Annotated in this window: 20 protein-coding genes; 2 read left to right on the top strand and 18 right to left on the bottom strand. The window is 52.9% G+C overall.

Annotated features, from left to right (window positions below):
• Positions 1 to 78: 78 nt before the first annotated feature.
• Positions 79 to 762: a LuxR C-terminal-related transcriptional regulator gene (locus JFC11_RS05440; protein WP_038477826.1), complete on the top strand. Its 684-nt coding sequence runs from the start codon at positions 79 to 81 to the stop codon at positions 760 to 762.
• Positions 763 to 776: 14 nt separating this feature from the next.
• Here the strand turns inward: JFC11_RS05440 and JFC11_RS05435 are convergent, their stop codons facing one another.
• The 11 genes from JFC11_RS05435 to JFC11_RS05385 all read right to left on the bottom strand — a co-directional run bounded on the left by JFC11_RS05435 (position 777) and on the right by JFC11_RS05385 (position 14,840).
• Positions 777 to 2,189 carry an ATP-binding response regulator gene (locus JFC11_RS05435; RefSeq protein WP_198348921.1) on the bottom strand — a complete coding sequence of 471 codons (1,413 nt, stop codon included), beginning with the start codon at positions 2,187 to 2,189 and terminating at the stop codon, positions 777 to 779.
• Positions 2,161 to 3,348, bottom strand: coding sequence for a nitric oxide-sensing protein NosP (nosP, locus tag JFC11_RS05430; RefSeq protein ID WP_120386412.1), 1,188 nt, complete (start codon positions 3,346 to 3,348; stop codon positions 2,161 to 2,163). The genes JFC11_RS05435 and nosP overlap by 29 nt, the downstream gene beginning before the upstream one ends.
• Positions 3,302 to 5,554 carry an ATP-binding protein gene (locus tag JFC11_RS05425; RefSeq protein WP_120386411.1) on the bottom strand — a complete coding sequence of 751 codons (2,253 nt, stop codon included), beginning with the start codon at positions 5,552 to 5,554 and terminating at the stop codon, positions 3,302 to 3,304. The genes nosP and JFC11_RS05425 overlap by 47 nt, the downstream gene beginning before the upstream one ends.
• Positions 5,544 to 6,071 (bottom strand): putative pterin-binding protein, encoded by a 528-nt coding sequence (locus tag JFC11_RS05420; protein WP_198349072.1) that lies wholly within the window; start codon positions 6,069 to 6,071, stop codon positions 5,544 to 5,546. Before JFC11_RS05420 ends, JFC11_RS05425 begins: the two co-directional genes overlap by 11 nt.
• Positions 6,072 to 6,281: 210 nt before the next feature.
• Positions 6,282 to 7,100: a DUF2189 domain-containing protein gene (locus JFC11_RS05415; protein ID WP_198348919.1), complete on the bottom strand. Its 819-nt coding sequence runs from the start codon at positions 7,098 to 7,100 to the stop codon at positions 6,282 to 6,284.
• A 322-nt stretch (positions 7,101 to 7,422) separates the two neighbouring features.
• Positions 7,423 to 7,851, bottom strand: a complete 429-nt coding sequence (locus JFC11_RS05410) for a universal stress protein (RefSeq protein ID WP_038477844.1) — start codon at positions 7,849 to 7,851, stop codon at positions 7,423 to 7,425.
• 11 nt (positions 7,852 to 7,862) lie between these two features.
• Positions 7,863 to 10,457 (bottom strand): TRAP transporter permease, encoded by a 2,595-nt coding sequence (locus JFC11_RS05405; RefSeq protein ID WP_198348918.1) that lies wholly within the window; start codon positions 10,455 to 10,457, stop codon positions 7,863 to 7,865.
• Positions 10,458 to 10,594: 137 nt separating this feature from the next.
• Complete coding sequence (locus JFC11_RS05400) at positions 10,595 to 11,569, bottom strand: TAXI family TRAP transporter solute-binding subunit (RefSeq protein WP_038477850.1); 975 nt, start codon at positions 11,567 to 11,569, stop codon at positions 10,595 to 10,597.
• A 425-nt stretch (positions 11,570 to 11,994) separates the two neighbouring features.
• Positions 11,995 to 13,296, bottom strand: a complete 1,302-nt coding sequence (locus tag JFC11_RS05395; RefSeq protein ID WP_198348917.1) for a TRAP transporter large permease — start codon at positions 13,294 to 13,296, stop codon at positions 11,995 to 11,997.
• Entirely contained in the window at positions 13,286 to 13,765 is a 480-nt protein-coding gene (locus tag JFC11_RS05390) for a TRAP transporter small permease (protein WP_038477856.1), read from the bottom strand. The genes JFC11_RS05395 and JFC11_RS05390 overlap by 11 nt, the downstream gene beginning before the upstream one ends.
• Positions 13,766 to 13,829: 64 nt before the next feature.
• On the bottom strand, positions 13,830 to 14,840 hold the full coding sequence (locus JFC11_RS05385; protein WP_038477858.1) for a DctP family TRAP transporter solute-binding subunit: 1,011 nt from the start codon (positions 14,838 to 14,840) through the stop codon (positions 13,830 to 13,832).
• Between the two features lie 249 nt (positions 14,841 to 15,089).
• Between JFC11_RS05385 and JFC11_RS05380 the strand changes: the two genes are divergently transcribed.
• The gene (locus tag JFC11_RS05380; protein WP_038477861.1) at positions 15,090 to 15,956 is read left to right on the top strand and encodes a DMT family transporter; all 867 of its coding nucleotides are present in this window, start codon (positions 15,090 to 15,092) and stop codon (positions 15,954 to 15,956) included.
• A gap of 18 nt (positions 15,957 to 15,974) precedes the next feature.
• Here the strand turns inward: JFC11_RS05380 and JFC11_RS05375 are convergent, their stop codons facing one another.
• The 7 genes from JFC11_RS05375 to JFC11_RS05345 form a co-directional block, all read right to left on the bottom strand.
• Complete coding sequence (locus tag JFC11_RS05375; protein WP_038477864.1) at positions 15,975 to 16,499, bottom strand: DUF192 domain-containing protein; 525 nt, start codon at positions 16,497 to 16,499, stop codon at positions 15,975 to 15,977.
• A complete protein-coding gene (locus tag JFC11_RS05370; protein ID WP_198348916.1) occupies positions 16,496 to 17,701 on the bottom strand; it encodes an ABC transporter ATP-binding protein in 1,206 nt (401 codons plus the stop codon). The genes JFC11_RS05375 and JFC11_RS05370 overlap by 4 nt, the downstream gene beginning before the upstream one ends.
• Positions 17,694 to 18,362: a molybdate ABC transporter permease subunit gene (modB, locus tag JFC11_RS05365; protein WP_038477870.1), complete on the bottom strand. Its 669-nt coding sequence runs from the start codon at positions 18,360 to 18,362 to the stop codon at positions 17,694 to 17,696. The genes JFC11_RS05370 and modB overlap by 8 nt, the downstream gene beginning before the upstream one ends.
• Positions 18,362 to 19,129, bottom strand: coding sequence for a molybdate ABC transporter substrate-binding protein (gene modA / locus JFC11_RS05360; protein WP_198348915.1), 768 nt, complete (start codon positions 19,127 to 19,129; stop codon positions 18,362 to 18,364). Before modA ends, modB begins: the two co-directional genes overlap by 1 nt.
• 3 nt (positions 19,130 to 19,132) lie before the next feature.
• On the bottom strand, positions 19,133 to 20,617 hold the full coding sequence (gene pyk / locus JFC11_RS05355) for a pyruvate kinase (RefSeq protein WP_198348914.1): 1,485 nt from the start codon (positions 20,615 to 20,617) through the stop codon (positions 19,133 to 19,135).
• A gap of 97 nt (positions 20,618 to 20,714) precedes the next feature.
• Positions 20,715 to 21,563, bottom strand: coding sequence for a glutathione S-transferase N-terminal domain-containing protein (locus JFC11_RS05350; protein ID WP_120386404.1), 849 nt, complete (start codon positions 21,561 to 21,563; stop codon positions 20,715 to 20,717).
• Positions 21,564 to 21,655: 92 nt separating this feature from the next.
• Positions 21,656 to 22,147 (bottom strand): ureidoglycolate lyase, encoded by a 492-nt coding sequence (locus JFC11_RS05345; protein ID WP_198348913.1) that lies wholly within the window; start codon positions 22,145 to 22,147, stop codon positions 21,656 to 21,658.
• Positions 22,148 to 22,188 lie beyond the last annotated feature (41 nt).

Here is a 22,188-nt window from a genome sequence, read left to right as displayed (position 1 = left end):
ACCCAGTGTTAGCCACACGCGCCATTTACGATATAGCCCGATGGCAGGACGCACCCTCATCCCTTGGTAGGAGACGCCATGTACTCGTTGCTAGTGGCAGATGACCATCCGCTGTTTCGCGAAGCACTACACGCGGTGATTAGCGCTGGTTTAACAGATACTCAACTGCTGGAGTCGGACAGTTTGGCGGCGGCTATTCACACGATAGGCACCCACGATGAGCTTGATCTGCTGTTGCTCGATTTAAGCCTGCCCGATGCCGATGGACTAGAGGGTCTGACAATACTTCGAGAAAGATTCCCATGGCTCCCCGTCGCTATTGTCTCGGCACATCAGGAGCGCCAGTTGGTGTTAGATGCCATTACCCAAGGTGCCGTAGGCTATATTCCGAAATCAACTCCCCGAGAGCAGCTGTTAGCAGCACTCAACCAAATTCTTCAAGGGCAACTTTATCTGCCTGCAGATATTATGCGCCAGCCGCCCCCACGCATGGAGTCATCAGCATTGACGCCTTCGTCGGAGGTGTCTCGCGAACGGCTAATACGCTTAACCGACAAGCAGTTAGATGTATTGACTTGCATGGCTCAGGGGATGTCCAATAAACAAATCGCACGAGAACTGTTCATCGCTGAAACTACCGTTAAAACGCATGTCTCAGCTATTTTACGCAAGCTAGGTGCAACAAGTAGAGTACATGCCATCGTTATCGCAGGTGAAGAGGAGCTAGGCGCTTATCTTGCAAAACGAACCTCTTCCACCTAACCGCCGACTTCCCGTTAAGCGGAATTCTCTAAGAGCGTTCCCAGCAGCATCTTTAAGCGAAGAGGCTTAAGCGGCTTTAACAAACAGTGCATACCTGCTTCTCGGGTGGCCCGCTTCAAAGCTGCCTCATGGTTGGCAGTGATGACTACGGTGGCCAACCCAGGGTAGCGCCGACGCAGTCTTGCAGCCAGATCGATCCCATTTTCGCGGTGGTCACCCAGGTGATAATCCACCAACAGTACGGCCGGGCGCTCACCGTCACTCGCTGCTTCCAGCGCACTCACCGTAGCGGCTGCCCTCACCCGACACCCCCAACTGCCCAGCAACGCCTGCATCCCTTCTATAATCGCGGGATCATCATCAATCACCCATATGACACAGCCTTGTAGCGGATCGTGCTGCCAACGATCAGATCCAGGCAACGCTTTTGGCGCATACGCAACGGGCGATGCGCCCGCGCTTGGGGCTGCATTAGGTGCTGGCACAGAAAAAGGGACCAGCACAGAAAAAAGCGAGCCACGCCCAAGCTGTGAAGTAAGCGACACCGGGTGCTCTAACATAGTGCTGATACGATCTACGATTGCCAGTCCCAATCCAAGCCCTCGGCTGTGGCCACTTTGGGACTGGTTGGCGCGGCGAAATTCTAGAAAAATCGCCTTACGCTGTGGCTCTGGTATACCCGGCCCAGTATCGCCCACCATAATTTCAAGACCGTTGGCGCGTCGTCGACAGCCAAGCAGTAAGTGGCCATGTTCAGTGTAGCGCGCGGCATTGCTGAGGAAGTTGCGCACGACACGCGCCAGCAGCGCTAGATCAGATTCGACCACCACACTCGACGGCACATAGTTAAGCGTCAGCCCACGTACGGCGGCCACTTGCCGATACTCTTCGGCCAAGGCATCTAACAGCGTACTTACCGCAAACGGTGCTTTATCCGCATGGAGCACGCCGGCATCCAGGCGGGAAATATCCACCAATGTACCTAAAAGCCCTTCGACATCTTTTAACGAACGCCCTATGTGCCCTACTAAAGCCTGGGAGGCCTCGGGGAGCGCATGCGTTTCTAAGGCACTGGCGAATAACCGTGCGGCGTTTAACGGCTGAAGCAGGTCATGACTGACCGCCGCTAAAAATTTCGTTTTGGAAAGATTGGCCGCCTCCGCTTCGGCATTCGCCGCCAGCAGTCGTGCATTCACTTGGCTAAGTTCATCTAATGTGCGGTGAAGTGCGTCGGTGCGTTCGCGTACTTGCTCTGCCAGCAGCACCGAGCGCTCAAACGCTGCATAGGGAGCGCTGTTGGGGCTTGCTCCGGACTCCACACGCTCCATCAGCGCCTGGCAAACCTTACGCAAACGGCGGTTTTCCTCGCGCAGCGTGGCATTATCCGCCGCAGTATCACTATCCGCCGCTAGTTGGAAGAGCGCCAAAAGCCACCCCCGTAAAGGTTTGGTTTACGTGCATGCCATGATGATGTTCGCCGTAGGTATTAAACCCCACCACTCGTGCCTGACGAAGCAGCGCTGACGCCTGATCCAACTGCTGCAAGGACTCAAGCGCCATACGCCTTAAGAAACAATCACAGCCTATAATCGAAGGTGTTGCACCCAGGCGTTGTTGCACGCGCTGTAGCATCACCTCTAGATCTAGGAGTAACGGCGCAGGCCGCATCGCGGTGAGCACAATGCCCGTTTCTACCGCACAGTAAAACGTTAGGCTAGCATCTTCATTCACGCGTTGTATTGAACGAATATAGTGTTGGCCGCCGATATAAACTGCCAGCGGGTGCTGGGCAAAAATGGATGGCGATAGCGCATCAACAGAACAGCCGACTAACGCTGCATACACGTCAGCAGCAGGTAATCCGTTGAGTTCTAGCACTCGGCGCTGCTCCCGGTCAGCCTCTGTTACCACCAATTTATGGGCAAGCGGCTCAAGATGGTGGGTAGAAAACACCTCAAACGGGAGCCGCGTGTTAAGCATTACCACCACGGCCGCGCGGGTATGAAAATGCCCATTCGCATAAACATGGGTATGGGTAAGGTGATTATCATCACCGGCCGAGCCGCCAAAGCTGGGAATACGGCCAAGAGCAGCATCTAAGGTTGCTAATACCTGTTCTTCACGGCTGGACAAACCATCTAGTAACGTGAGGGCAAAGCTATGCTCGTTCACGGGTGCAACTGCCTGCTGTCGGCAACGCTCCAGCAAAGTGTCGACGAGCGGTTGTGCGCGGCTAAGGTCAAAGTGTTCAAGGTCGTCTACCAGTGCGGTTTCGATTGCAAACACGCGACTATCAAAACCTATCGCAACCACAGAGCCTCGGTCATAGCCTAGCGGTGTAATCTCGCCCGCCGTCGTGCAACCACTCATCGGCACCTTATCAAACGCACCGCCAAGGGCAGTTGCTAGTTCCTCTAACGGATACTCTGCACTGCAAAAAAAAAGCACAAAACCTAAGTGCTCATGGCCTAGCTGCTGAGCCAGTTCACCGGCGGCTTGAAAGGGATTTAGCTGGTTGCTGGCAGCGATCTGAATACCGCTATTCTTCGGTGCTATCGTCACGGCGCCATTTCTCCAACGCTGCATGAGTTCGCGAAGCGGTTTGCCTCAACAGATTCATGGTTTCAGTAAAATCTTGCGGTGAAGACGCGCTGTTACTAGCGATTATTTCGAGCCGTTTAGCCTCAGCGGCCAAACGCTCTGCCCCCACACCGAGCGATTCGCCGCGCAGCTGATGTGCTAAGCGCGCCACTTGCTTGGCTTGCTCCGTTGTCAGAAATTCCGCGTTCCTTAGGTAAGCAGCCAACTGCGCAGAGTAATCACTCACTTGCTGGTAATAAAGCATGATGAGCTGATCGACACTTTCAGCTCCCAGTGACATAACCAGGGACTCTAGTGTTGCACGGTTAAGGAGTGGCTGTAACTCTTGCTGCTCCTGATCTAAAGGCAACGCCGACAACGCATCTGGGCGCGAAGCCGTAAACAGCTGCAGTGACAGCACATGGCTAAGGGAAAGTAAGGATAGCGGTTTGGTAATGTAATCATTCATTCCCGCTGCTAGGCAGCGTTGGCGAACATCTTCCACGCCGCCAGCCGTCATGGCCACAATCGGCACGTTAGCCAGCCAACCGCCTTGAGAGCGAAGCCTTTTGGTCACGGTGATGCCATCGATGTCCGGTAGCTGGATATCCATAAAGATAAGGTGCACCTGCTGAGCCTGCACCATGTCCAGTGCATCTTGGCCATTTTCAGCACAGACGACATCACATCCAAGGCGCGACAGCAGCCCAGTGGCAACTTTACGATTGACGGCATTGTCTTCCACAAGTAGTAGGGAGGTGCCTGTAAAATCCTGCGTTGGTTCGGGCGGCAATGGAGCGGTGACGGGACTGGCTTCTACCAGGGGCAACTCGCACCAAAATGTGCTGCCCTGCCCAGGAGTGCTACGAACCCCTAATCGTCCTTGCATGGCTTCGCTTAAGCGTTTACAAATCGCCAAACCTAACCCAGTACCGCCAAACCGACGAGCAACTGACTCATCCGCTTGTTGAAATGGCTCAAACAGTGACGCCTGTTGCTCCTCATTTAAGCCACAACCGGTATCACAAACTTCAAATAACAGGCTCTTTACCGTGGAATAAATACGTATATTGACTCTACCATGGTCAGTAAATTTAATAGCGTTTGTGATGAGGTTAAGCAAAATCTGGCGCAATCGGCTGGCATCGATCATTACCCATGCCGGTACTAAGGGATCAACATCTAACGTTAATTGCAGGCCTTTTTCCTTAGCGCGAGGCTCAAAAAGCGATATAACGCTGTCGACTAATGGTTTAAGGGCGGTGGGCGAAGTTTCAAGCGTTAGGTGCCCCGCTTCAATCTTTGAAAAATCAAGAATTTCATTGATCATCGCTAACAACTGATTAGCGCTGTCATGAATCGTACGAGCATAGTCTTCTACTTGCGCAAGGCTAGATGGTTCACGCAGCAACTCACTCATACCAATAACGCCGTTGAGCGGCGTGCGAATTTCATGGCTAACCATTGCTAAAAAGTCAGATTTAGCGTGATTCGCGGCCTGTGCCTGCGTGGCAGTGATTTCTAGTTGATGGCTAAGTTGCTCTTGCTCACGACGAGCGGAGGCGCTTTCTCGCATTTCACGCACTAGAAACACAATTACCAGCAATACAGCGAAACTCATTCCCACCAATAACGACATTAAAAGCTTATATAAAATATTTAATAGCACGCGCTCTTCAGTAGCAGACTTCGCTAGATAACCATTAATAGCGATAACAAATCGCTCTGTAAGTCGAGTTAGCACCAACAGCTCTTCCTCTAGCTCAGCAATCGGCAGCTGAGGCAAAGATGCATGAGGTTCAAACATGGGATCTAGCGTATCTAGCTGCTGCTGAATTTGAACTAATAACGCTTTTGCCATACTGATGTTGTCTAGCAGCAGGCTCACCTCGCCCTCTTGTAACAGCGTTATTCGACTATAGAGCAGTTCGAAGTGCAGGTTCAGATCGTCCTGATCAGAAGGTGAAATCGGGCCACGGGTGGCCGCAAGCAAGTGGTTGAATAGCTGAATCGCATCGCGATCAAGCTTATAAACAACCCAAGCCGTATCTTCTCTCAAACTTTGTGTCAAATTATCCTGACGCCAAGCCGCTAACGCTGCCACTACCAAGGCTGCCGCGAACAGCAGGACGGTAATCATAGCAACCACTTTAAAGCGACGCGGATAACGCAACAGGCGGGGAGCCCGAGAAAGAGATCGGCTAACGGACATTTATCTGCATAACTTGCCAAACAGCTCTAAAACGCATTTTTTCACTCAAAAGAGCCTCATCTTGGCTGAAAGGATAGAGCACCCACAAAGGGCCATACTCACGGATAGGAATGCTTTGCCCGTTCCGCTCTAATGCTAGGATCACATCGTACTCATAAAAGTCACTGATCGGAATTTCTGCTTCGAACCCGTTTAATGCAGAGACATAAACGCTATTTTCAGAGCTATTTCCAGAGCTATTTCCAGAGCTATTTTCAGAACCAGGCAGCCCGACATGCTCTAATAATGTACGCATCAGCGGTCCGCTATAAGTACTACTACCTTCGGTCCACGGCGTGCCCGTTTCAAAGGAGTGCTGTGGCAAAGCTTGTAACATATCACGATCAAAGCGCGCGCCCTGGGTTGCGTTGAAATGCGTGATGTCACCGCTGATTGTGAGAATAACAGGCCCTTCGGGCATATCAAGGGAGGCATCTGTCCGCGCATGGCCCGTCACGGGAATACTGAGCGCCAGCATAATCCACCCCAGTAAAAACGCTTTCACAACGCTTACCTCACGACACAATGTCTTGAAAATAGAACCGCTTCTGTCAACTATCAAGACAGGCAGGACTCTGGATAAAAAAGAGATAGCGCAAAGGTTACGCTATCTCTTTTACATAGTCAGGTTAAGTATGTTTTTACTTAACAGCTAGATTGAGGCCCACATTTCAGTGCTCTCTAACCGCTAGGTCTCAAGTTTTTCGACTGGTTCGAAGCGCACCAAGTCTTCATAAGCATGCCATGTTGCGTGGCCTAAAACGGGTAAAATGAGGGCCAAGCCAATGTAAAACGTAAGCACACCGATAAGAACGCAACCTGTCAAAATAGCGGCCCACAGCAGCATGGGACGGAAGTTTTTGGCAACACAGCGCACGCTAGCTTCGATACCCTCCATAAAGGTAAGATCCTGATCCATTAGCGTTGGGATAGCCACTGAGCTAATCGCAAACGCACCGAAAGCGAGAATACCGCCCGCTACTGAACCTACTGCAATCATGCCTAAGCCTTCAGGCGTGGTAAGGAGTGATGTGTAAAGGGTTGCTGGACTAGGTACTTCAAAGCCAAAGAACAACGCGAACAGCAGCGTTGCAAGGCGAATCCAGGCGAGGAAGAAAATCATCATCATCACGCCCATCATCGCCAACTGGCCTGCGTGCGGACGCCAACTGCCGAAGGCATCGCCAAGGTTAGGAACCCTTCCCCGCTCAAGAGCAAGACTAATGCCATAGGAGCCTACCGCCACCAGTGGCCCAATAAACATAAACCCAGCGATCATAGGTAATAACCAGTACCAATAGCCGAGTGTTATTGCCCCCGCCGTAATGGCTATGCTTAATCCCACCCAAAACATACCGTAGGTTAAACTGATAGCAGTTGCGCGACGAAAGTCCTCAAACCCCGCGGCAAGCCATGCACGCGGCCGATCCATTCCCACCTTATTAATAGTGATTTTCACATTAGGCATATCTGCTCGGCCGTGCGTTTTTGTTGTAGCTGCATTCATAGCATGACTCCTTAGATTTACCCCAATGCAGTGGTGGCTTTTAAACCCCATTCAGATTGAGATCGAACTTGCCCAATACCCTGAAAAAGTTGCCACATGCATGAGTTCGTTAACCATGGGTTAATGGCTTAACGTATCTTTAATGTAGCTGAGCAATGACAAGGTGGGGCTGTCTAGCTGCATCGCGTACAAAAAATCCTGCTTTCATGCTATTAACGCCAATTTATTCGATGCGTTAGCCAGCGTTAATATAACCTCACAAACAAAAACTCCAGGCCAAATGGCCTGGAGTTCGCTTAACAAGCAACTCGGTACTAAAACGTCAGCGCACGATCATTACCGATACCTTGGAGTGATGAACCACATGTTCAGCGTTAGGGCCCAAAACGTAATCTACAAATTTACGCTTGGTATGTGATGCCATAACGATAAGATCCACATCCAGTTTTTTACCAGCCTTGATAATCCCCTCCCATGGGGATCCATTCACAATGACACTTTGCACCTGAATGTCCTCAGGCACTTTCTCCTTAATGAAGTCATGAAGTGCATCGGTTATCGCTGCATGCGCCTTTTTAGCGAAGTCCTTGGGAAAATAGGAACCCACCATAGGCATACGGTAATCCGGCAGTACCGTAACCACATGTAGCGAAGCACCAAAAGTACGACATAACGTCAGGGCTGTAGGCAACGCCTTTGACCAAGAAGCTTCCTCATTCAAGTCCACCGGCAACATGATCTTGCTGTACATGGCATTCTCCTTCATGCGGTAGCAGTAGCTGACGTGTTATTACGACGCCGACGCTGCATCAATACAATCAGCCCAAAGACCAGGAACGCAGGAATCCACATCAGCTCTTTGATCCAACGGTCAACTGGGGCCAGCACCTCGATGATTTCTTGATCGAAGTCCAGGCCAAGGTCCGCTGCCGTACTGCCGAAGGCCACCATGTCGACCACTGCCCTCTCATCTTCGATCAGCAGCTCAAGCCCCAAGTTCTCCAGGCGTTCCTCACCCGTCTGCCCTTCAGGCACAGGCAGGATCATGTAAGTGGTAAGCGGGTCACCGAAGTCATCTTCACCGCGGATCTGCAGTCGCAGCGTGCTCTCCTCGTCGACAGCACCCAGCGTCTGGACGAATTGTGATGGCGGCACCGACTCATAGGGATCATGGATCATGTCCATCCAGAACCCCGGGCGGAACAGCGTAAACGCAACCAGCAGCATCAGGATCGATTCATACCAGCGGTTACGCACGATCATGAACCCTTGGGTGCCAGCTGCGAAGATCAGCATCGCGATCGTCGATATAATGAAGATCAGGATGCCCTGCAGGAAGCTCACATCGATCAGCAGCAGGTCGGTGTTGAAGATGAACAGGAACGGTAGCGCCGCGGTCCGCAAGCTGTAATAGAAGGCCTGGAAACCGGTCCGTATCGGGTCTCCCCCCGAGACCGCCGCTGCCGCGAAGGAGGCAAGCCCCACCGGTGGTGTCACATCGGCCATAATGCCGAAATAGAACACGAACAGGTGAACGGCGATCAGCGGCACCAGCAGACCGTTCTGTTCACCGAGCTGCACGATCACCGGGGCGAGTAGTGCCGACACCACGATGTAGTTGGCGGTGGTGGGCAGCCCCATGCCAAGGATCAGGCTGAGCACTGCTGTCAGCAGCAGGATCAGCATCAGGTTCCCCATAGAGAGGATCTCCACCACATCGGCCAGCACTAGACCCACACCAGTCTGGGAAACCGCGCCAACGATGATGCCGGCTGTCGCGGTGGCAATGCCGATGCCGATCATGTTGCGAGCACCAGTCACTAGGCCACTCCACAGATCAAGGACACCCGCACGGATATCCTCGGCCAACTCGCTCTGTCCGCGGAAGATTGCCGTGATGGGGCGCTGGGTCAGGATAATGAAAACCATGAACACCGTGGCCCAGAATGCTGACAGCCCAGGCGACAAGCGCTCCACCATCAGACACCAAACCAACACGATCACCGGCAGAATGAACTGCAGCCCGACCATCACTGTTGGTCGCGTCTGGGGCAATTTGAAGATCGGCTTATCCGGATCATCGAGTTCGAGCTCTGGGTAGCCTGCAGCCACCTTGAGCAGTGCGATGTAGATCACCGCCAGGGCCACACTCACCACCCAAGGCGTGGCGGAGCCCAGAACGGGTTTTAACCACCCCAGGCCGTAGTAGACTACCAGCGCCGTCACCATCATCAGTAACAAACCGCCCAAAAAGCCGATCACCTTACGCACCAACGGCTTGGGAGGGTTGCTGGTTGGCAGACCCTGTAGGTTGGCCTTCATGGCCTCGAGATGAACGATATAGATCAAAGCGATGTAGGAAATCAGTGCCGGCAGAAAGGCATGCTTGATGACCTCCACATAGGAGATGCCGACATATTCGACCATGAGGAAAGCTGCGGCCCCCATCACAGGGGGCATGATCTGCCCGTTAACAGAGGAGGCTACCTCGACGGCACCCGCCTTTTCGGCGGAAAAACCGACGCGTTTCATCATCGGCACGGTGAAGGTACCTGTAGTCACCACATTGGCAATCGAGGAGCCCGAGATCAGGCCGGTCATGCCCGATGCCACCACAGCGGCCTTGGCCGGCCCCCCCTTGTAGTGGCCCAGCAACGAGAACGCCACCTTGATGAAATAGTTGCCGGCACCCGCCTTATCGAGCAGGGCACCGAAAAGCACAAACAAGAATACGAAACTAGTCGATACCCCAAGGGCGATACCGAATACCCCCTGGGTAGTCAGCCATTGGTGATTAACCAGACCAAAGATACTGACGCCACGATGGGAAAGAATGCCTGGCATGTAGGGCCCGGCAAGGGAATAGATAATGAAGATCGAGGCAATGATCATCAGCGGTGGCCCAAGCGCTCGACGCGTTGCCTCAAGCAGCAACAGGAGCCCCGCCACCCCAATGATCACATCCTGTAGGATCGGTGCCCCCGGTCGTTGAGATAACTGTTCATAAAACATGAACATATAGGCACCACAGAAGGCAGCAGCCGAGGCCAATACCCAATCCTGAATGGGAATGCGGTCGCGCGGTGAACGCTTTAGCGCTGGATAGGCCATATAGGCCAGAAACAGTGCAAAAGCTAAGTGGATAGAGCGAGCTTCAGTGGCATTAAAAACACCAAACCCCAAAATGAAGGGCACTGGAGAAGCGATCCACAATTGAAATAGAGACCACGCCGCTGCAATGCTTACAAGAAGCTTACCGGGCATGCCGCTCGGTTTACGGGCTCCCGTGTCACTGGAGGCTACCATATCCTCCAAGTCTACTCCGGCTCCCGAAGGTCTATTCTTATCTTCAGTCATATGCCTGCCCTTCTCCGAGACGATTGACGCATAATTGCCATATCGAAATGCCCTATAAACATTCTAAACTAAAATGCGCGGTACCCTGGGGTAGCCGCGCATTTCTTACCAAGGTAACAGTACGTCAAGCTATACGGTTACTCGATCCAGCCCTGTTCACGGTAGTAACGGGCGGCACCTTCATGCAGTGGCGCCGACAGACCAGAGGTCACCATGTCTTCGGGGTCGAGGTTCTCGAAGGCCGGGTGCAGGCGCTTAAAGCGATCGAAGTTATCGAATACCGCCTTGACGGTCTGGTAGATGATGTCTTCATCGGTCTCAGCGGTGGTCACGAAGGTCGCTGCGACGCCGAAAGTTTCGACGTCTTCGTCATTACCTTTGTACAATCCACCTGGAATGACTGACATGGAATAGTACGGGAACTCGTCAACGATTCCCTGAACCGTCTCATCGTTGAGAGGTACCAGATGCGAATCAACGGTGGTGGTCGCTTCCTGGATGGCTCCATTGGGGTGACCCACGACATAGGCCATAGCGTCGATGTTGTTGTCAGCAAGCGCGGCAGCCATTTCGGCGGCATCAAGCTGAGACGCTAACGAGAAAGAGTCCTCGGTCCAACCTTTCGCCCTCATCACCACTTCCATGGTGTTGCGCTGCCCAGAGCCTGGGTTGCCGATATTGACGCGCTTACCTTCCAGGTCATCGAGTGTTTCGATTCCCGAGTCAGCACGCGCAAGCAGAGTCAAAGGCTCACCGTGTACACGGAATACCGCGCGCAGGTCTTCATAGGCCTCGCCTTCGAAATTGCCGGTGCCATTGTAAGCTTGGTACTGAACATCCGACTGAGCGACACCCATATCCAATTCGCCGGATTTGATACCATTGATATTGGCGACTGAGCCACCAGTAGAAGGTGCATTACATTTGATGTCTGCGTCTTCCAGACGGTTCACCAATCGACAGATCGACTGACCGACTACGTAGTACACACCTGTTTGGCCACCGGTACCGATAGTGATGAAGCGTTCCTGTGCAACCGCAGGAGATGCAAACGTAGCGGCCGCAATCAGCGCGCCGGAGAAGGCGGCAGTGGAAAATACATGGCGTTTCATGGACACACCTCTTTATCTTGATGTTGTGAGCGTTATTCGCTTTAACTCCACCTGCTGAACGGTTCCCTCAGGTGTTTTTCTGCCAAAACGTTTTCAAGACAATCTGTTATCAACGCCGACTAATACAGCCGACACTTACTACTTTAGCGAAAAAAAACATACTTGGCGAAATACACGGCAAGTCATTACCGATATAACGCCCATACACATCCTAGTGCTTGCAATTAAGTCCTACTGTTCAACAGATAAACTTAATGCTTAGAGGCAATGCACACGGTAGATGGCATTACCTACCACAAGCAGCTCAGACAACATACTTAGATTACCGATGAATTACGTTTAGTTACCGTTAATAGCCATGCCGTATTCGCATAGCGTATATCGGATTGAACATCTTATGACGAATGACGTCAGGCATAGGTGTGTTAGACGTTATAACCAAGTACAGATGGCAACCACAGCGCAATACTTGGAAAAATGGCCACAAGAGCAAGCGCACATCCCATCGCCACAACAAATAGCAATGCCCACCCTAAAGTCTCTTCCAAACGGATTTTGGCAACCTCTGTGGTTACCATTAAATTCACCGCAACCGGCGGGGTAAATTGACCAATTGCAATGTTCATAGCTAGCAGAATGCCGAACCAAACCGGGTTCCATTCAAAGTGCTGCATAACGGGTATCAGCACTGGCATCATGATGAGATAGATAGAAATAGCGTCAAGCAGCATGCCAGCGACTAATACTGCTAGCATGACCAGCACCAACAGCAAAACACCGTTGTCCGTTAAGCCAATAATCCACTCTGCCAAATGACGAAAAGTCCCCAGCATTGTACCAGCCCAAGCAAAAATTCCCGCTAGAGCGATAATCAACATCACCACTCCAGAAATAATCGCGGCCTCTCCTAACAATTCCCATAGGTCACGTAACGAAAGTTCTTTCGTCAAAAACAACCCCACGATGGTGCCATAGGCAACCGCTACAACGGCGGCTTCTGTTGGAGTAAATAAGCCTGAGCGCAGCCCCCCTAAAATAAGCACTGGAGCAAACAAAGCGGGCAACGCTTGCCTAAACGTCGTACGCACGGTCAAGGTTTCAGCACCAGCTACCGGTGTTCCTTCCCAGCCGTAACGCTTAGCAACGATCATCGCAGGCACCAGCAGCGCTAGCCCTGCCAAAATGCCTGGAAAAAGTCCTGCGGCAAATAACGCGCGCAGATCGACACCGGGCACCACAATCGAGTAAAGAATTAGCGCCACGGAAGGCGGGATTAGAATAGCGGTGGATGCCGATGCGGCAATAAGGGTTGCGGAAAATGGCTTTGGATAGCCCGCTTTTGTCATGCTTGGCAGCATTACCATAGCCACTGCCGCCGCATCCGCCGGGCCTGACCCACTCATGCCCCCCATAATCATGCACACCAGCACCGCGACCAGCGCCAGACCGCCATGACGAGGCCCAATAAGTGCCTGAGCAAAGCGTACCAAGCGTAACGCCACACCAGAGCGCTCAAAAATCAGTCCTGTCAGTATGAATAGCGGTATCGCGATTAAAGGGTACTTGGCAATGCTGTTATAGGTATTGGTGCCTAGCGTCGCCAACATATCTGGCGAAAGCCCAGCCACAATACCTACCGAGCCAGCTAACGCGAGCGAAAATGCCACGGGCACACCCGATATCAAAAATCCGGCAAAGGCAAGAATCATCCAAATATCAGGCGTCATTATCCAGCCCTCCGTTTAGTCGATCTCGGGTTTGCTGAACGAGACGCCATACCATGGCAAAGGATAATATCGGAAGCCATACTAAGTACCACCACTGAGGCAACCCTAACCCCGGCGATAGCGACTCCCATTGGTACTCTTGCCAGGCTAGCTTTCCACCATACCAAGTGATCAAGCCCAGAACGGTTACCCCACATAGCGCTTGAAATAGAATAAGTGCGCTGCGCCAGCGCCCAGGTAGCGCCCGCTCCAAAAAACCAATACGAATATGACGGTTTCGCCTAAGCGCCACCGATGCCCCTGCGAAGGTAAGCACCACCAGCAAAAATACGGAAAATTCTTCGGTAAACGAGAATGAGCCGCCAGTCAGGTAACGTGTGACCACATTTCCCAAACTAATCAACGAAATAATAATAAGTGACAGCGCGCCCAGCCAACGTTCAGGGCGTGCATCGGGAAAGCCTTTCATGGCAGCCTCACAATAGAAAAAACTACCGGCCCTGTAGGCCGGCAGTTAAAACACTAAGGAGTTATTAACGTGCGTCGATAGCCGACCGAGCCGCGTTAACCACATCTTCACCAATGCGCGGGGCCCATTTTTCGTAAACGGACTGGGTGGCTTCCACAAAGGCTTGATACTGTTCATCGGTTAACTCAGTAACCGTCACACCACGCTCTTGAATAGCCGCCAAGCGCTCGCTTTCTTCCTCGCGCGTCATGGCGATTTCCCACTCCCCCGCTTCAATGGCCGTTTCACGCAACAGCACTTGCTGTTCTTCATCAAGCGACTGCCATACCTGCTGGTTAACCGCAAAAATCAGCGGATCATTCATGTAGTTCCAAAGCGTTAAGTGCTCCTGACCCACCTGATCAATACGCGCGACATCAAATACTGAAAGCGGATTCTCCTGCCCGTCAACCGCGCCAGTGGTTAACGCTGGCTGAGCATCTGTCCAACTCATTTGCGTCGGATCTGCGTTAAGGGCAGAGAAGGTATCCTGGAACAGCGGTGAGCCAACCACGCGGATTTTCAGACCATCCAAATCCTCTGGCTGACTAATCGGCCCACGGGAGTTTGACACTTGGCGGAAGCCATTTTCGCCCCAGGCCAGCGGCATAACACCGCGAGACTCAATCGCTGCAAAGACCAACTCACCCGCTTCTCCGCCAGTAACCGCATCCACAGCAGCTTCATCGGGAATAAAGAAAGGTAAAGAGAATAAATTCAGTTCAGGAACCTGAGGCGACCAGTTAATCGTCGAGCCTACCGCAGCATCGATTAGCCCCGAACGCATGGCCGAAAACTCACGAGTTTGGTCACCGGAAACCAACTGAGAGTTCGGGTAAACCCGCAGCGTTAGTTCTCCACCACTGCGCTCTTCCACCAACTCCGCCCACTTTTCCGCCGCCTGCCCCCATGGGAAAGCATCAGATAAAACAGTGGATACAGAGAGTTCACGTGCTTGTGCAGAGAAAGAAGCCGAGAGCAAGGCCGCACCAGCTAAACCTACCGTTAAACGAGCCATAGAGCGTGTCAGCGTCATTATTGTCGATCCTTTTTTATCAGTTGGTATCCAGCGATATCTATTATCTACCCACAGTGTGCCTCTGTTTGCTACAAAATAAGCGCTAAAGCAGGCAACGCTCTATTGTAGGCACTCATGAGTTTAAAGGAAGCCGGTCGTTAGCATTTCGCCGTTAACTGCAGGTGGATGAACACCGTGCCATTACGCTGCAGTAGCGCTTACTGATATGCTAAAGCCACTGTTAAATCGTTACCAACGGATATCAACGTGCCACTACGCGACCTGTTGTTAGGCCTATTCGTCATCGCCATTTGGGCGCTGAATATCATTGTCATAAAGGTGGGCGTGGCGGAGCTACCGCCACTACTAATGACGACCCTGCGCTTTGTGCTGGTCGCTGCTCTATTAGTGCCTTTCTACCCTGTCGCTCGAGCTCAGTTGCCTTTTTTGCTCTTACTCTCCTTCACATTTGGCAGCCTACATTTTGCGCTGCTGTTTATCGGCTTAGGCCAAGCAGAAGCAGGCACTGGAGCACTGCTGGTGCAGATGGGCACGCCTTTTGCCACGCTACTGGCGGTGGTGTTTCTTAAAGAAAAACTGGGGGCAAAACGCATCGCGGGGCTGCTGTTCTCTTTCGCTGGCGTTATTGTGCTCGCTGGAGGACCAACGCTGCCCTCACCACTGCCGCTGACTATTCTTTTGTTAAGCGCCTTTGGCTGGGCAGTTTCCCAACTGTTGATTAAGCGCGGTCCGCCTATCGCTCCCTTAGCACTGGCGGGTTGGGTAGCGCTGTTTGCGATTCCTCAGGTCGCGTTAGGGTCTTGGCTATTTGAAACTGGCCAGTGGCAGGCCATTCAGCAAGCGAGTTGGCGCGGGTGGGGAGCGATGACTTACACCGCGGTAATGTCATCAATTGTTGCTTACGGCATTTGGTATGCCTTACTACGCCGCCATCCTGTGAATCGCGTGGTGCCAATGACCTTGCTGGTGCCAGTACTTGCTGTTGGCTTGGGCGCGCTGTTGATGGGCGACAGCCTAGGTATTCATAAGCTGGTAGGCGGGGGGCTTGTGGTAGCCGGTATTGCCCTGATCGTACTCAACGTTGGTAAGCGTCGCCCAGCAAAGCCACTGTAGTACGCCGGTATCGGCACACTATGCATCAGGGCGGCAAAACCCTGCCAAAGCAGGGACTGATACGCAGTCGCCCACCTGGATACCGCGCTCAGCGAAGTAGCCTGCGTTAACCTCCAGCGCGGCATGGTAAGACGCACCGGCTGGGTAAGCGGGGCACTCACGGGGGGTATCAGACGCACAGGGTTGCATGGTGTTGATCGCCACAATGCGCCCTTCTCCGTTAATAAAAGCAATATCCAACGGGATTAACGTGCGGTACATCCAAAAGGCGTTGCCAGCGGGCTGTTCGCTCTCAAACCGAAATAGCATGCCACGCGCTTCAGGCAGGTGCTCGCGCTCCATTAAGCCGCGCTGTCGCTGAGCGGCGGTCTCGGCCACTTCAACGTCTAATCGATGCGGGCCTTCCTGGCTGTGAATCGCCAGCGGCAATGTCGAGGCTTGGCGAGATTCATCAGCCCAGGCGCTCAACAGCGGCAACGGTAAGCTCGCCGCTAGTGAAACTCCCAAAGACGTCTTCAGTAGCTGACGGCGAGTAACAGTCATGACAAGTTCCTTTTATGATGAGAGGGCATATTAGTAGAAGACTGGCTATTTGAAGACAGGTTATTTGAGGACATATGGCGTGACGACATAGCAACATGTTTTCCTGACATAATATGAATGCCTGCAGCAAGCAGTGACACATATACCTGCTCTCCCAGTGCTAGCTGGTTGCGCCTAGCGGCATGGGTGGCAATATCGAAACGTAGCATATCGCCATGCAAAACACGCAGCGAGATTGAGGTGATACCGCCAAGAACGACCATTTCATGCACAGTAGCGGCCACAGGGTTTTCGCGCTCACCCTGTGAAGGTCGATCACGGCGATGCAGCACAATATCGGAAGGCGGTAAGTACCAGGTTACTCTCTCACCCTGCGGCAGATCAGAAAGGCCTACGGCAACCTCTAAGTAGCGATCCCCCCACTGCAGCCGTTTCTGGCCATTAACACTGGTCACTTCACCCTCGAAAATATTGTGGCGATCTAAAAGCCTTGCCACCAGCGGCGAGGCAGGCCGCCGAAATAGTGCTTCGGGGCTCCCCTGCTGAAGACTTACGCCGTTATGCAGCACGCAGATTTGATCTGCTAGTGCAGTGGCTTCTTCTAAATCGTGGGTAACCAAGATAATGGGAATCGATATTTGCTGACGCAACAGCGCCAGTTCTCGCTGCAACCGGCGTCGGGTCACCTGATCAACAGCTGAGAAGGGTTCATCTAGCAATAATACCTGCGGCTCACGCGCTAAGGCGCGTGCCAGCGCCACGCGTTGGCGCTGGCCGCCAGAAAGTTCGCTGGGAAAGCGCTTTTCCAGCCCCTCCAAACGCACATTGGCAAGCCACTGCTTCGCACGGAGCGTACGTTCAGAGTGGGGAAGATGTCCCAGGGCAAGCTGGACATTCGCTAGTGCAGTAAGATGGGGAAACAGTGCATAATCTTGAAACACTATGCCGATTTTTCGCTGCTGGGGGGTAAGCGAGTAGCGCCGTTCAGTTGCTAACCAAGTGCTGCCCAAACATGCCACATGGCCCTGCTCTGGTTGATATAGGCCAGCGATAGTACGCAGTAACGTGGTTTTGCCACTACCGGACGGGCCCACCAGCGCTAGAAGCTCGCCCGCTGGGCAGCTAAATGCCGCGTCCAGTGGTATCGGACTACGCTGCTTGGCCATTACCTCCAGTCCGCTACCAGTGATCACTTTAGCCACGAACCCACCTGCGCCTGCCTGCAAGCCCGTAGACCAGACCTAGGGTTGTTAACGACACCAATAGCAGCAGCGCTGACATACGTGCGGCCCCCTGCTCATCAAACGCCTGTACCCGATCATAAATAGCAATCGCTAACGTGCGGGTTTCCCCATCAATCGCACCACCGACCATTAAAATCACCCCAAACTCTCCCAATGTATGGGCAAATGTTAATGCGATAGCGGAAAGAATGCCTGGCCATACCAGCGGTAGTTCAATGCGCAAAAAGGTCTGCCAAGGGCTCAGCCCGCTGCACCAAGCCGCTTCACGCAGATTAGTGGGCACATTCTCAAACGCCCGCTGAATAGGCTGAATTGCAAAAGGTAAATTAGCGATTAATGAGGCTAGCAAGATACCGCTAAAAGTGAAGTTGAGCCCGCCCCCTGTGAACGAGGCCCAAACGCTGCCCAAGGGTGCGTCGCGGCCAAATTGCTGTAGCAAATAAAAGCCGAGCACGGTGGGTGGCAACACTAACGGCAACGCCACTAGCGCTTCGCACAGCCCTTTGCCGCGAAAATGTGCGGTAGCCAATGCACGACCTAACCACACCCCAACGGGCAGCAAAAAGAGGCAGGTCAAGCCTGCTAAGCGCAGCGATACCGAGAGCGCCGTCCAGTCCATCAATCTGTATTAAAACCGTACTGTTGCAAAATAGCCTGCGCGTCTGCTTGCTGAAGCCATGCATAGAAAGCCTGTGCCACCTCTCCTGCCTGAGGTGTAAGTACCATACGTTGACGCAACGGCGTGTGCCACGCTTCGGGAATCAAGACAAACTCACTTCGCTCGCTGAGTGTTGAAGCCAGCACCAAAGAGTTCGCCACTAACCCACCGCGAGCATCATCCGACAGGGCAAACTGCAGCGTTTGCGACACATTTTCACCTTGAATACGCAATGGCTCGGTAGTTTCCCACAACCCAGCCTTTTGCAATACCTCTTGGGCAGCAACTCCGTAAGGCGCATGTTCTGGGCTGGCAATCGCGATACGCTGACGCTGCCCCTCCTCAAGTGCGGCAATCGCCTCATGAACACCAGCAAGCGGCGTGTGTGCATCGGGGGGTGGGTACTTTCCTTTAGGCTGCGCCCACGCCAGCCGACCACGGGCATAAATAACGCCCTCGTTATCGACGTGGCCTTCTTGATAAAGCGCTTGTACAAAGGCTTCGTTCGCCGAGAGAAACAACTCAAAGGGGGCTCCTTGAGCAATTTGGCGGCGAAAATTTCCGGAGGAACCAAAATTGAGGCGCAGAGCATGACCCGTTTGCTGAGTAAAGCGTTGCGCAGCCTCTTCCAACGCAAACTGCAGATTAGAAGCAGCCGCAATGATAGGTGCGCCTGCAAACACAGGCGCAGTAACAAACAGTAAACACGTTAATAGCAGGATTCGCATCAATCAGCGCTGCGCTTGCTCAATATGCTGCTCGGTAATTGCCATGATCTTCATGGTGTTGGTGCCGCCATGAGCATTCATATGATCACCTCGAGTCAGTATCACATGATCGCCAAGCTTAACAACACCCTGTTTGACCAGCAGCGTCAGTGCTTCGTCATTCAACTCTGTGGCACTCATAGCTGTGGTATCAAACGGCAGTGATACCACACCACGATAAAGCGCCATACGGCGTTGAGCAATGGGGGTATGGGCAAGTCCTACAATAGGCAAGCCTGAACGAATACGCGAGGCAATTAGCGGCGTATAACCCGAGGAGGTCATACAGGCAATCGCAGTAACGCCTTTCATATGATTGGCAGCATACATTGCCGAAAGTGCAATGGTTTCGTCTGGCCGTGAGAAGCCTTCATGAATACGGTGTCCTGACTCTTGGGCAGTTTTCTCACGTTCGGCGCCTAAGCATACTCGTGCCATAGCCTCAACGGTTTCCAGTGGGTAATCACCTGCAGCCGTTTCGGCGGAAAGCATTACCGCATCACTGCCATCCAGTACTGCGTTGGCAACGTCGAATACCTCTGCGCGGGTAGGCAGCGGCGCAGAAATCATGCTTTCCATCATTTGCGTGGCAGTAATCACAGCGCGGTTAAGCGAACGCGCGCGCTTGATCATGCGCTTCTGCACGCCGACCAACTTGGCATCGCCAATCTCAACCCCTAAATCGCCACGCGCCACCATGACCGCTTCTGATGCTTCAATAATGCCGTCAAGGGTTGCCTCATCCGCTACGGCTTCAGCACGCTCTACCTTGGCAACTAAGCCAATATCTTTACCTGCTTCACCGAGTAGACGGCGCGCCTCTAACATATCTTCCGCATGCCGGGGGAATGAGATAGCAAGGTAGTCGACACCAATTTCAACAGCGGTTTTTAGGTCAACTTTATCTTTCTCGGTCAACGCGGGAGCAGAAAGTCCACCGCCCTGTTTGTTAATACCCTTGTGGTTGGAGAGCTTACCGCCCACAACCACGTCGGTGTGTACCTGTTGGCCATCTACTCGTGTGACATCCAGTACCACACGACCATCATCTAGCAGTAGGCGGTCACCGGTCGTCACATCTTGCGCCAAGGTTTTGTAGTCGCAGCCCACTTGGTGCACATCGCCCGCATCACCATCAAGCGCCATATCGAGAATAAACGGCTGGCCCTCTTGAAGAACCACAGCGCCCTCTTTGAAACGCGCGATGCGAATTTTAGGGCCTTGAAGGTCACCCAGCGCCGCGACACTTCGGCCCAGCTGAGCAGCAATTTCGCGCACGCGCATTAAGCGTCGACGATGATCATCCGCGGTGCCATGCGAGAAATTTAAACGCACCACATCAACACCCGCCGCTAACATGGCTTCTAAGACACCTTCCCGGTCGCTGGCGGGGCCCAGGGTGGCGACAATTTTAGTACGACGGATCGAAGAGAAGTGCAGTGCGTTCATAATTTTCCTAATTATTAATAGAATGAGAATAAAAACTTAATAAGCGTTCATCAGCGTGGGGACAACTACCTCTGGCGCGTCACCATTTACAGGGCAACTACTGTGCCAATGCCTGCTGGATGAACATCTCGCAATGCTGTCGTGCAGGACGGTTTTGCATCCCCGCCCAGTAATGTTCGAATTCAGGACGGCGTGGAAGGGTTCCAAACTGCATTCCCCATCCAATGTGGGAACCGACATAAACATCGGCGGCGCTAAAAGCATCACCAGCGATGTAGCGGCGTCCATTGACGGCCGCAGCCAGAGCCTCAATCACCGTCGCAAAGTCGCCAGAACCTAGCCGCATCCGCTGCTCTGCATTAGGTTGGAAGCCCAAGCTATTAAGCGAGGCAGCAGCTTCTAGCGGCCCAGCAGCGAAGAATAGCCAGCGATAATAGTCGTCTCTTGCTGAAAGCGGCGGTGCCAAACCCGCCTCGGGGAAGGCATCGGCAAGATAAGCACAGATAGCGGCAGCCTCCGTGACCACTCGCTCACCGTGGCGAATAGCCGGCACCTTGCCCATCGGGTTGATGGCTAAATAGTCTGGCGAATGCATTGTGGCCCCGTACTCCAGGACCACTAAGCGATAAGGCACACCAAGCTCTTCAAGCATCCAGTGCACAATGCCTCCCCGCGAAAGGGGATGCGTATAGAAAACCAGTTCGTCAGACCGTTCGGCGGCTGGCTCGCAAAGCGTTGGGGGAGGTAATTGAGCGCTAGGCGGGAGCACATAGCCTTGGCCTGGTTCACTAACAATCTCGACCCCAACGGCTCTAAGCACAGCAATATCTTTGTAGAGAACACTCAGCGGTATACCTAGCGCTTCAGACAAATCCGCACCGCTGACTGGATCGTCGTAGTGACGCAGCATTTTGAGTAGTTTTGGCAAACGGTGGGCTTGTGACATGCTGGTCTCCTACGCGCAATGTGCGCTCTATTTTTCTCGTTCAGTCAAAAGCTAACCTGAGCAAGATGACAACCGTATGCTGTTAGCGCAAGTTATTCGCCTAGAGTAACGGTAATATCAAGCGAGTACTCATCGCAGTTATTGCCATCACCTCCCCTATCTACCACTAAAAACTCGCCCTCACGCTCAAGCACCGACTGAATAGCATGCCAGGTGCCTGCCCGATAATTGACGCCCTGACGGCCATCAGTAACAAACGCGCGTACATCTGCAGCGTTAATAGTGTCGCCAGGGGGGGCTACCACCACAATAAAGCGCTCTTGATGCAGCGGCATAAAGGCCTGGCTACCCTGAGGGTGGCGCTCTAAGAAAGTTAATTCCAACGGTAACGTAATCGGCTGGCTGACAAAAATATTAATCAGCGTATGGGCGTTGTCACCTAGCGTTTCTACACGTGCTAGGTCGTGGTGACGCTGGGTACGACCTGCATTAATGGGAAACGACGCCGACGTACGGGCATCTATCACATCGCCGAAAGGCGTAAACGCCTCAGCTGTTAGCGGTTCGGCTATCAATTTAATCATTATAAAATCCTAAAATAGGCTGCTTCTCCGGATAACAACAC

It is taken from the genome of Vreelandella alkaliphila (genome assembly GCF_016107625.1).
Taxonomy (GTDB): domain Bacteria; phylum Pseudomonadota; class Gammaproteobacteria; order Pseudomonadales; family Halomonadaceae; genus Vreelandella; species Vreelandella alkaliphila.
The sequence above is the reverse complement of the archived record's forward strand: the minus strand, read 5'-3'. Positions and strand labels throughout refer to the sequence as shown.

Bases quoted from the DNA above. Each gene is read 5' to 3' on its own strand.
- JFC11_RS05410 (WP_038477844.1), bottom strand. From the start codon at position 7,851: ATGTACAGCAAGATCATGTTGCCGGTGGACTTGAATGAGGAAGCTTCT.
- nosP (WP_120386412.1), bottom strand. From the start codon at position 3,348: ATGCAGCGTTGGAGAAATGGCGCCGTGACGATAGCACCGAAGAATAGC.
- JFC11_RS05390 (WP_038477856.1), bottom strand. From the start codon at position 13,765: ATGAAAGGCTTTCCCGATGCACGCCCTGAACGTTGGCTGGGCGCGCTG.
- JFC11_RS05405 (WP_198348918.1), bottom strand. From the start codon at position 10,457: ATGACTGAAGATAAGAATAGACCTTCGGGAGCCGGAGTAGACTTGGAG.
- JFC11_RS05395 (WP_198348917.1), bottom strand. From the start codon at position 13,296: ATGACGCCTGATATTTGGATGATTCTTGCCTTTGCCGGATTTTTGATA.
- JFC11_RS05375 (WP_038477864.1), bottom strand. From the start codon at position 16,499: ATGACTGTTACTCGCCGTCAGCTACTGAAGACGTCTTTGGGAGTTTCA.
- JFC11_RS05350 (WP_120386404.1), bottom strand. From the start codon at position 21,563: ATGTCACAAGCCCACCGTTTGCCAAAACTACTCAAAATGCTGCGTCAC.
- JFC11_RS05420 (WP_198349072.1), bottom strand. From the start codon at position 6,071: ATGCTGGCGCTCAGTATTCCCGTGACGGGCCATGCGCGGACAGATGCC.
- pyk (WP_198348914.1), bottom strand. From the start codon at position 20,617: ATGAACGCACTGCACTTCTCTTCGATCCGTCGTACTAAAATTGTCGCC.
- modA (WP_198348915.1), bottom strand. From the start codon at position 19,129: ATGCGAATCCTGCTATTAACGTGTTTACTGTTTGTTACTGCGCCTGTG.
- JFC11_RS05400 (WP_038477850.1), bottom strand. From the start codon at position 11,569: ATGAAACGCCATGTATTTTCCACTGCCGCCTTCTCCGGCGCGCTGATT.
- JFC11_RS05440 (WP_038477826.1), top strand. From the start codon at position 79: ATGTACTCGTTGCTAGTGGCAGATGACCATCCGCTGTTTCGCGAAGCA.
- JFC11_RS05385 (WP_038477858.1), bottom strand. From the start codon at position 14,840: ATGACGCTGACACGCTCTATGGCTCGTTTAACGGTAGGTTTAGCTGGT.
- JFC11_RS05345 (WP_198348913.1), bottom strand. From the start codon at position 22,147: ATGATTAAATTGATAGCCGAACCGCTAACAGCTGAGGCGTTTACGCCT.
- JFC11_RS05415 (WP_198348919.1), bottom strand. From the start codon at position 7,100: ATGAATGCAGCTACAACAAAAACGCACGGCCGAGCAGATATGCCTAAT.
- JFC11_RS05425 (WP_120386411.1), bottom strand. From the start codon at position 5,554: ATGTCCGTTAGCCGATCTCTTTCTCGGGCTCCCCGCCTGTTGCGTTAT.
- modB (WP_038477870.1), bottom strand. From the start codon at position 18,362: ATGGACTGGACGGCGCTCTCGGTATCGCTGCGCTTAGCAGGCTTGACC.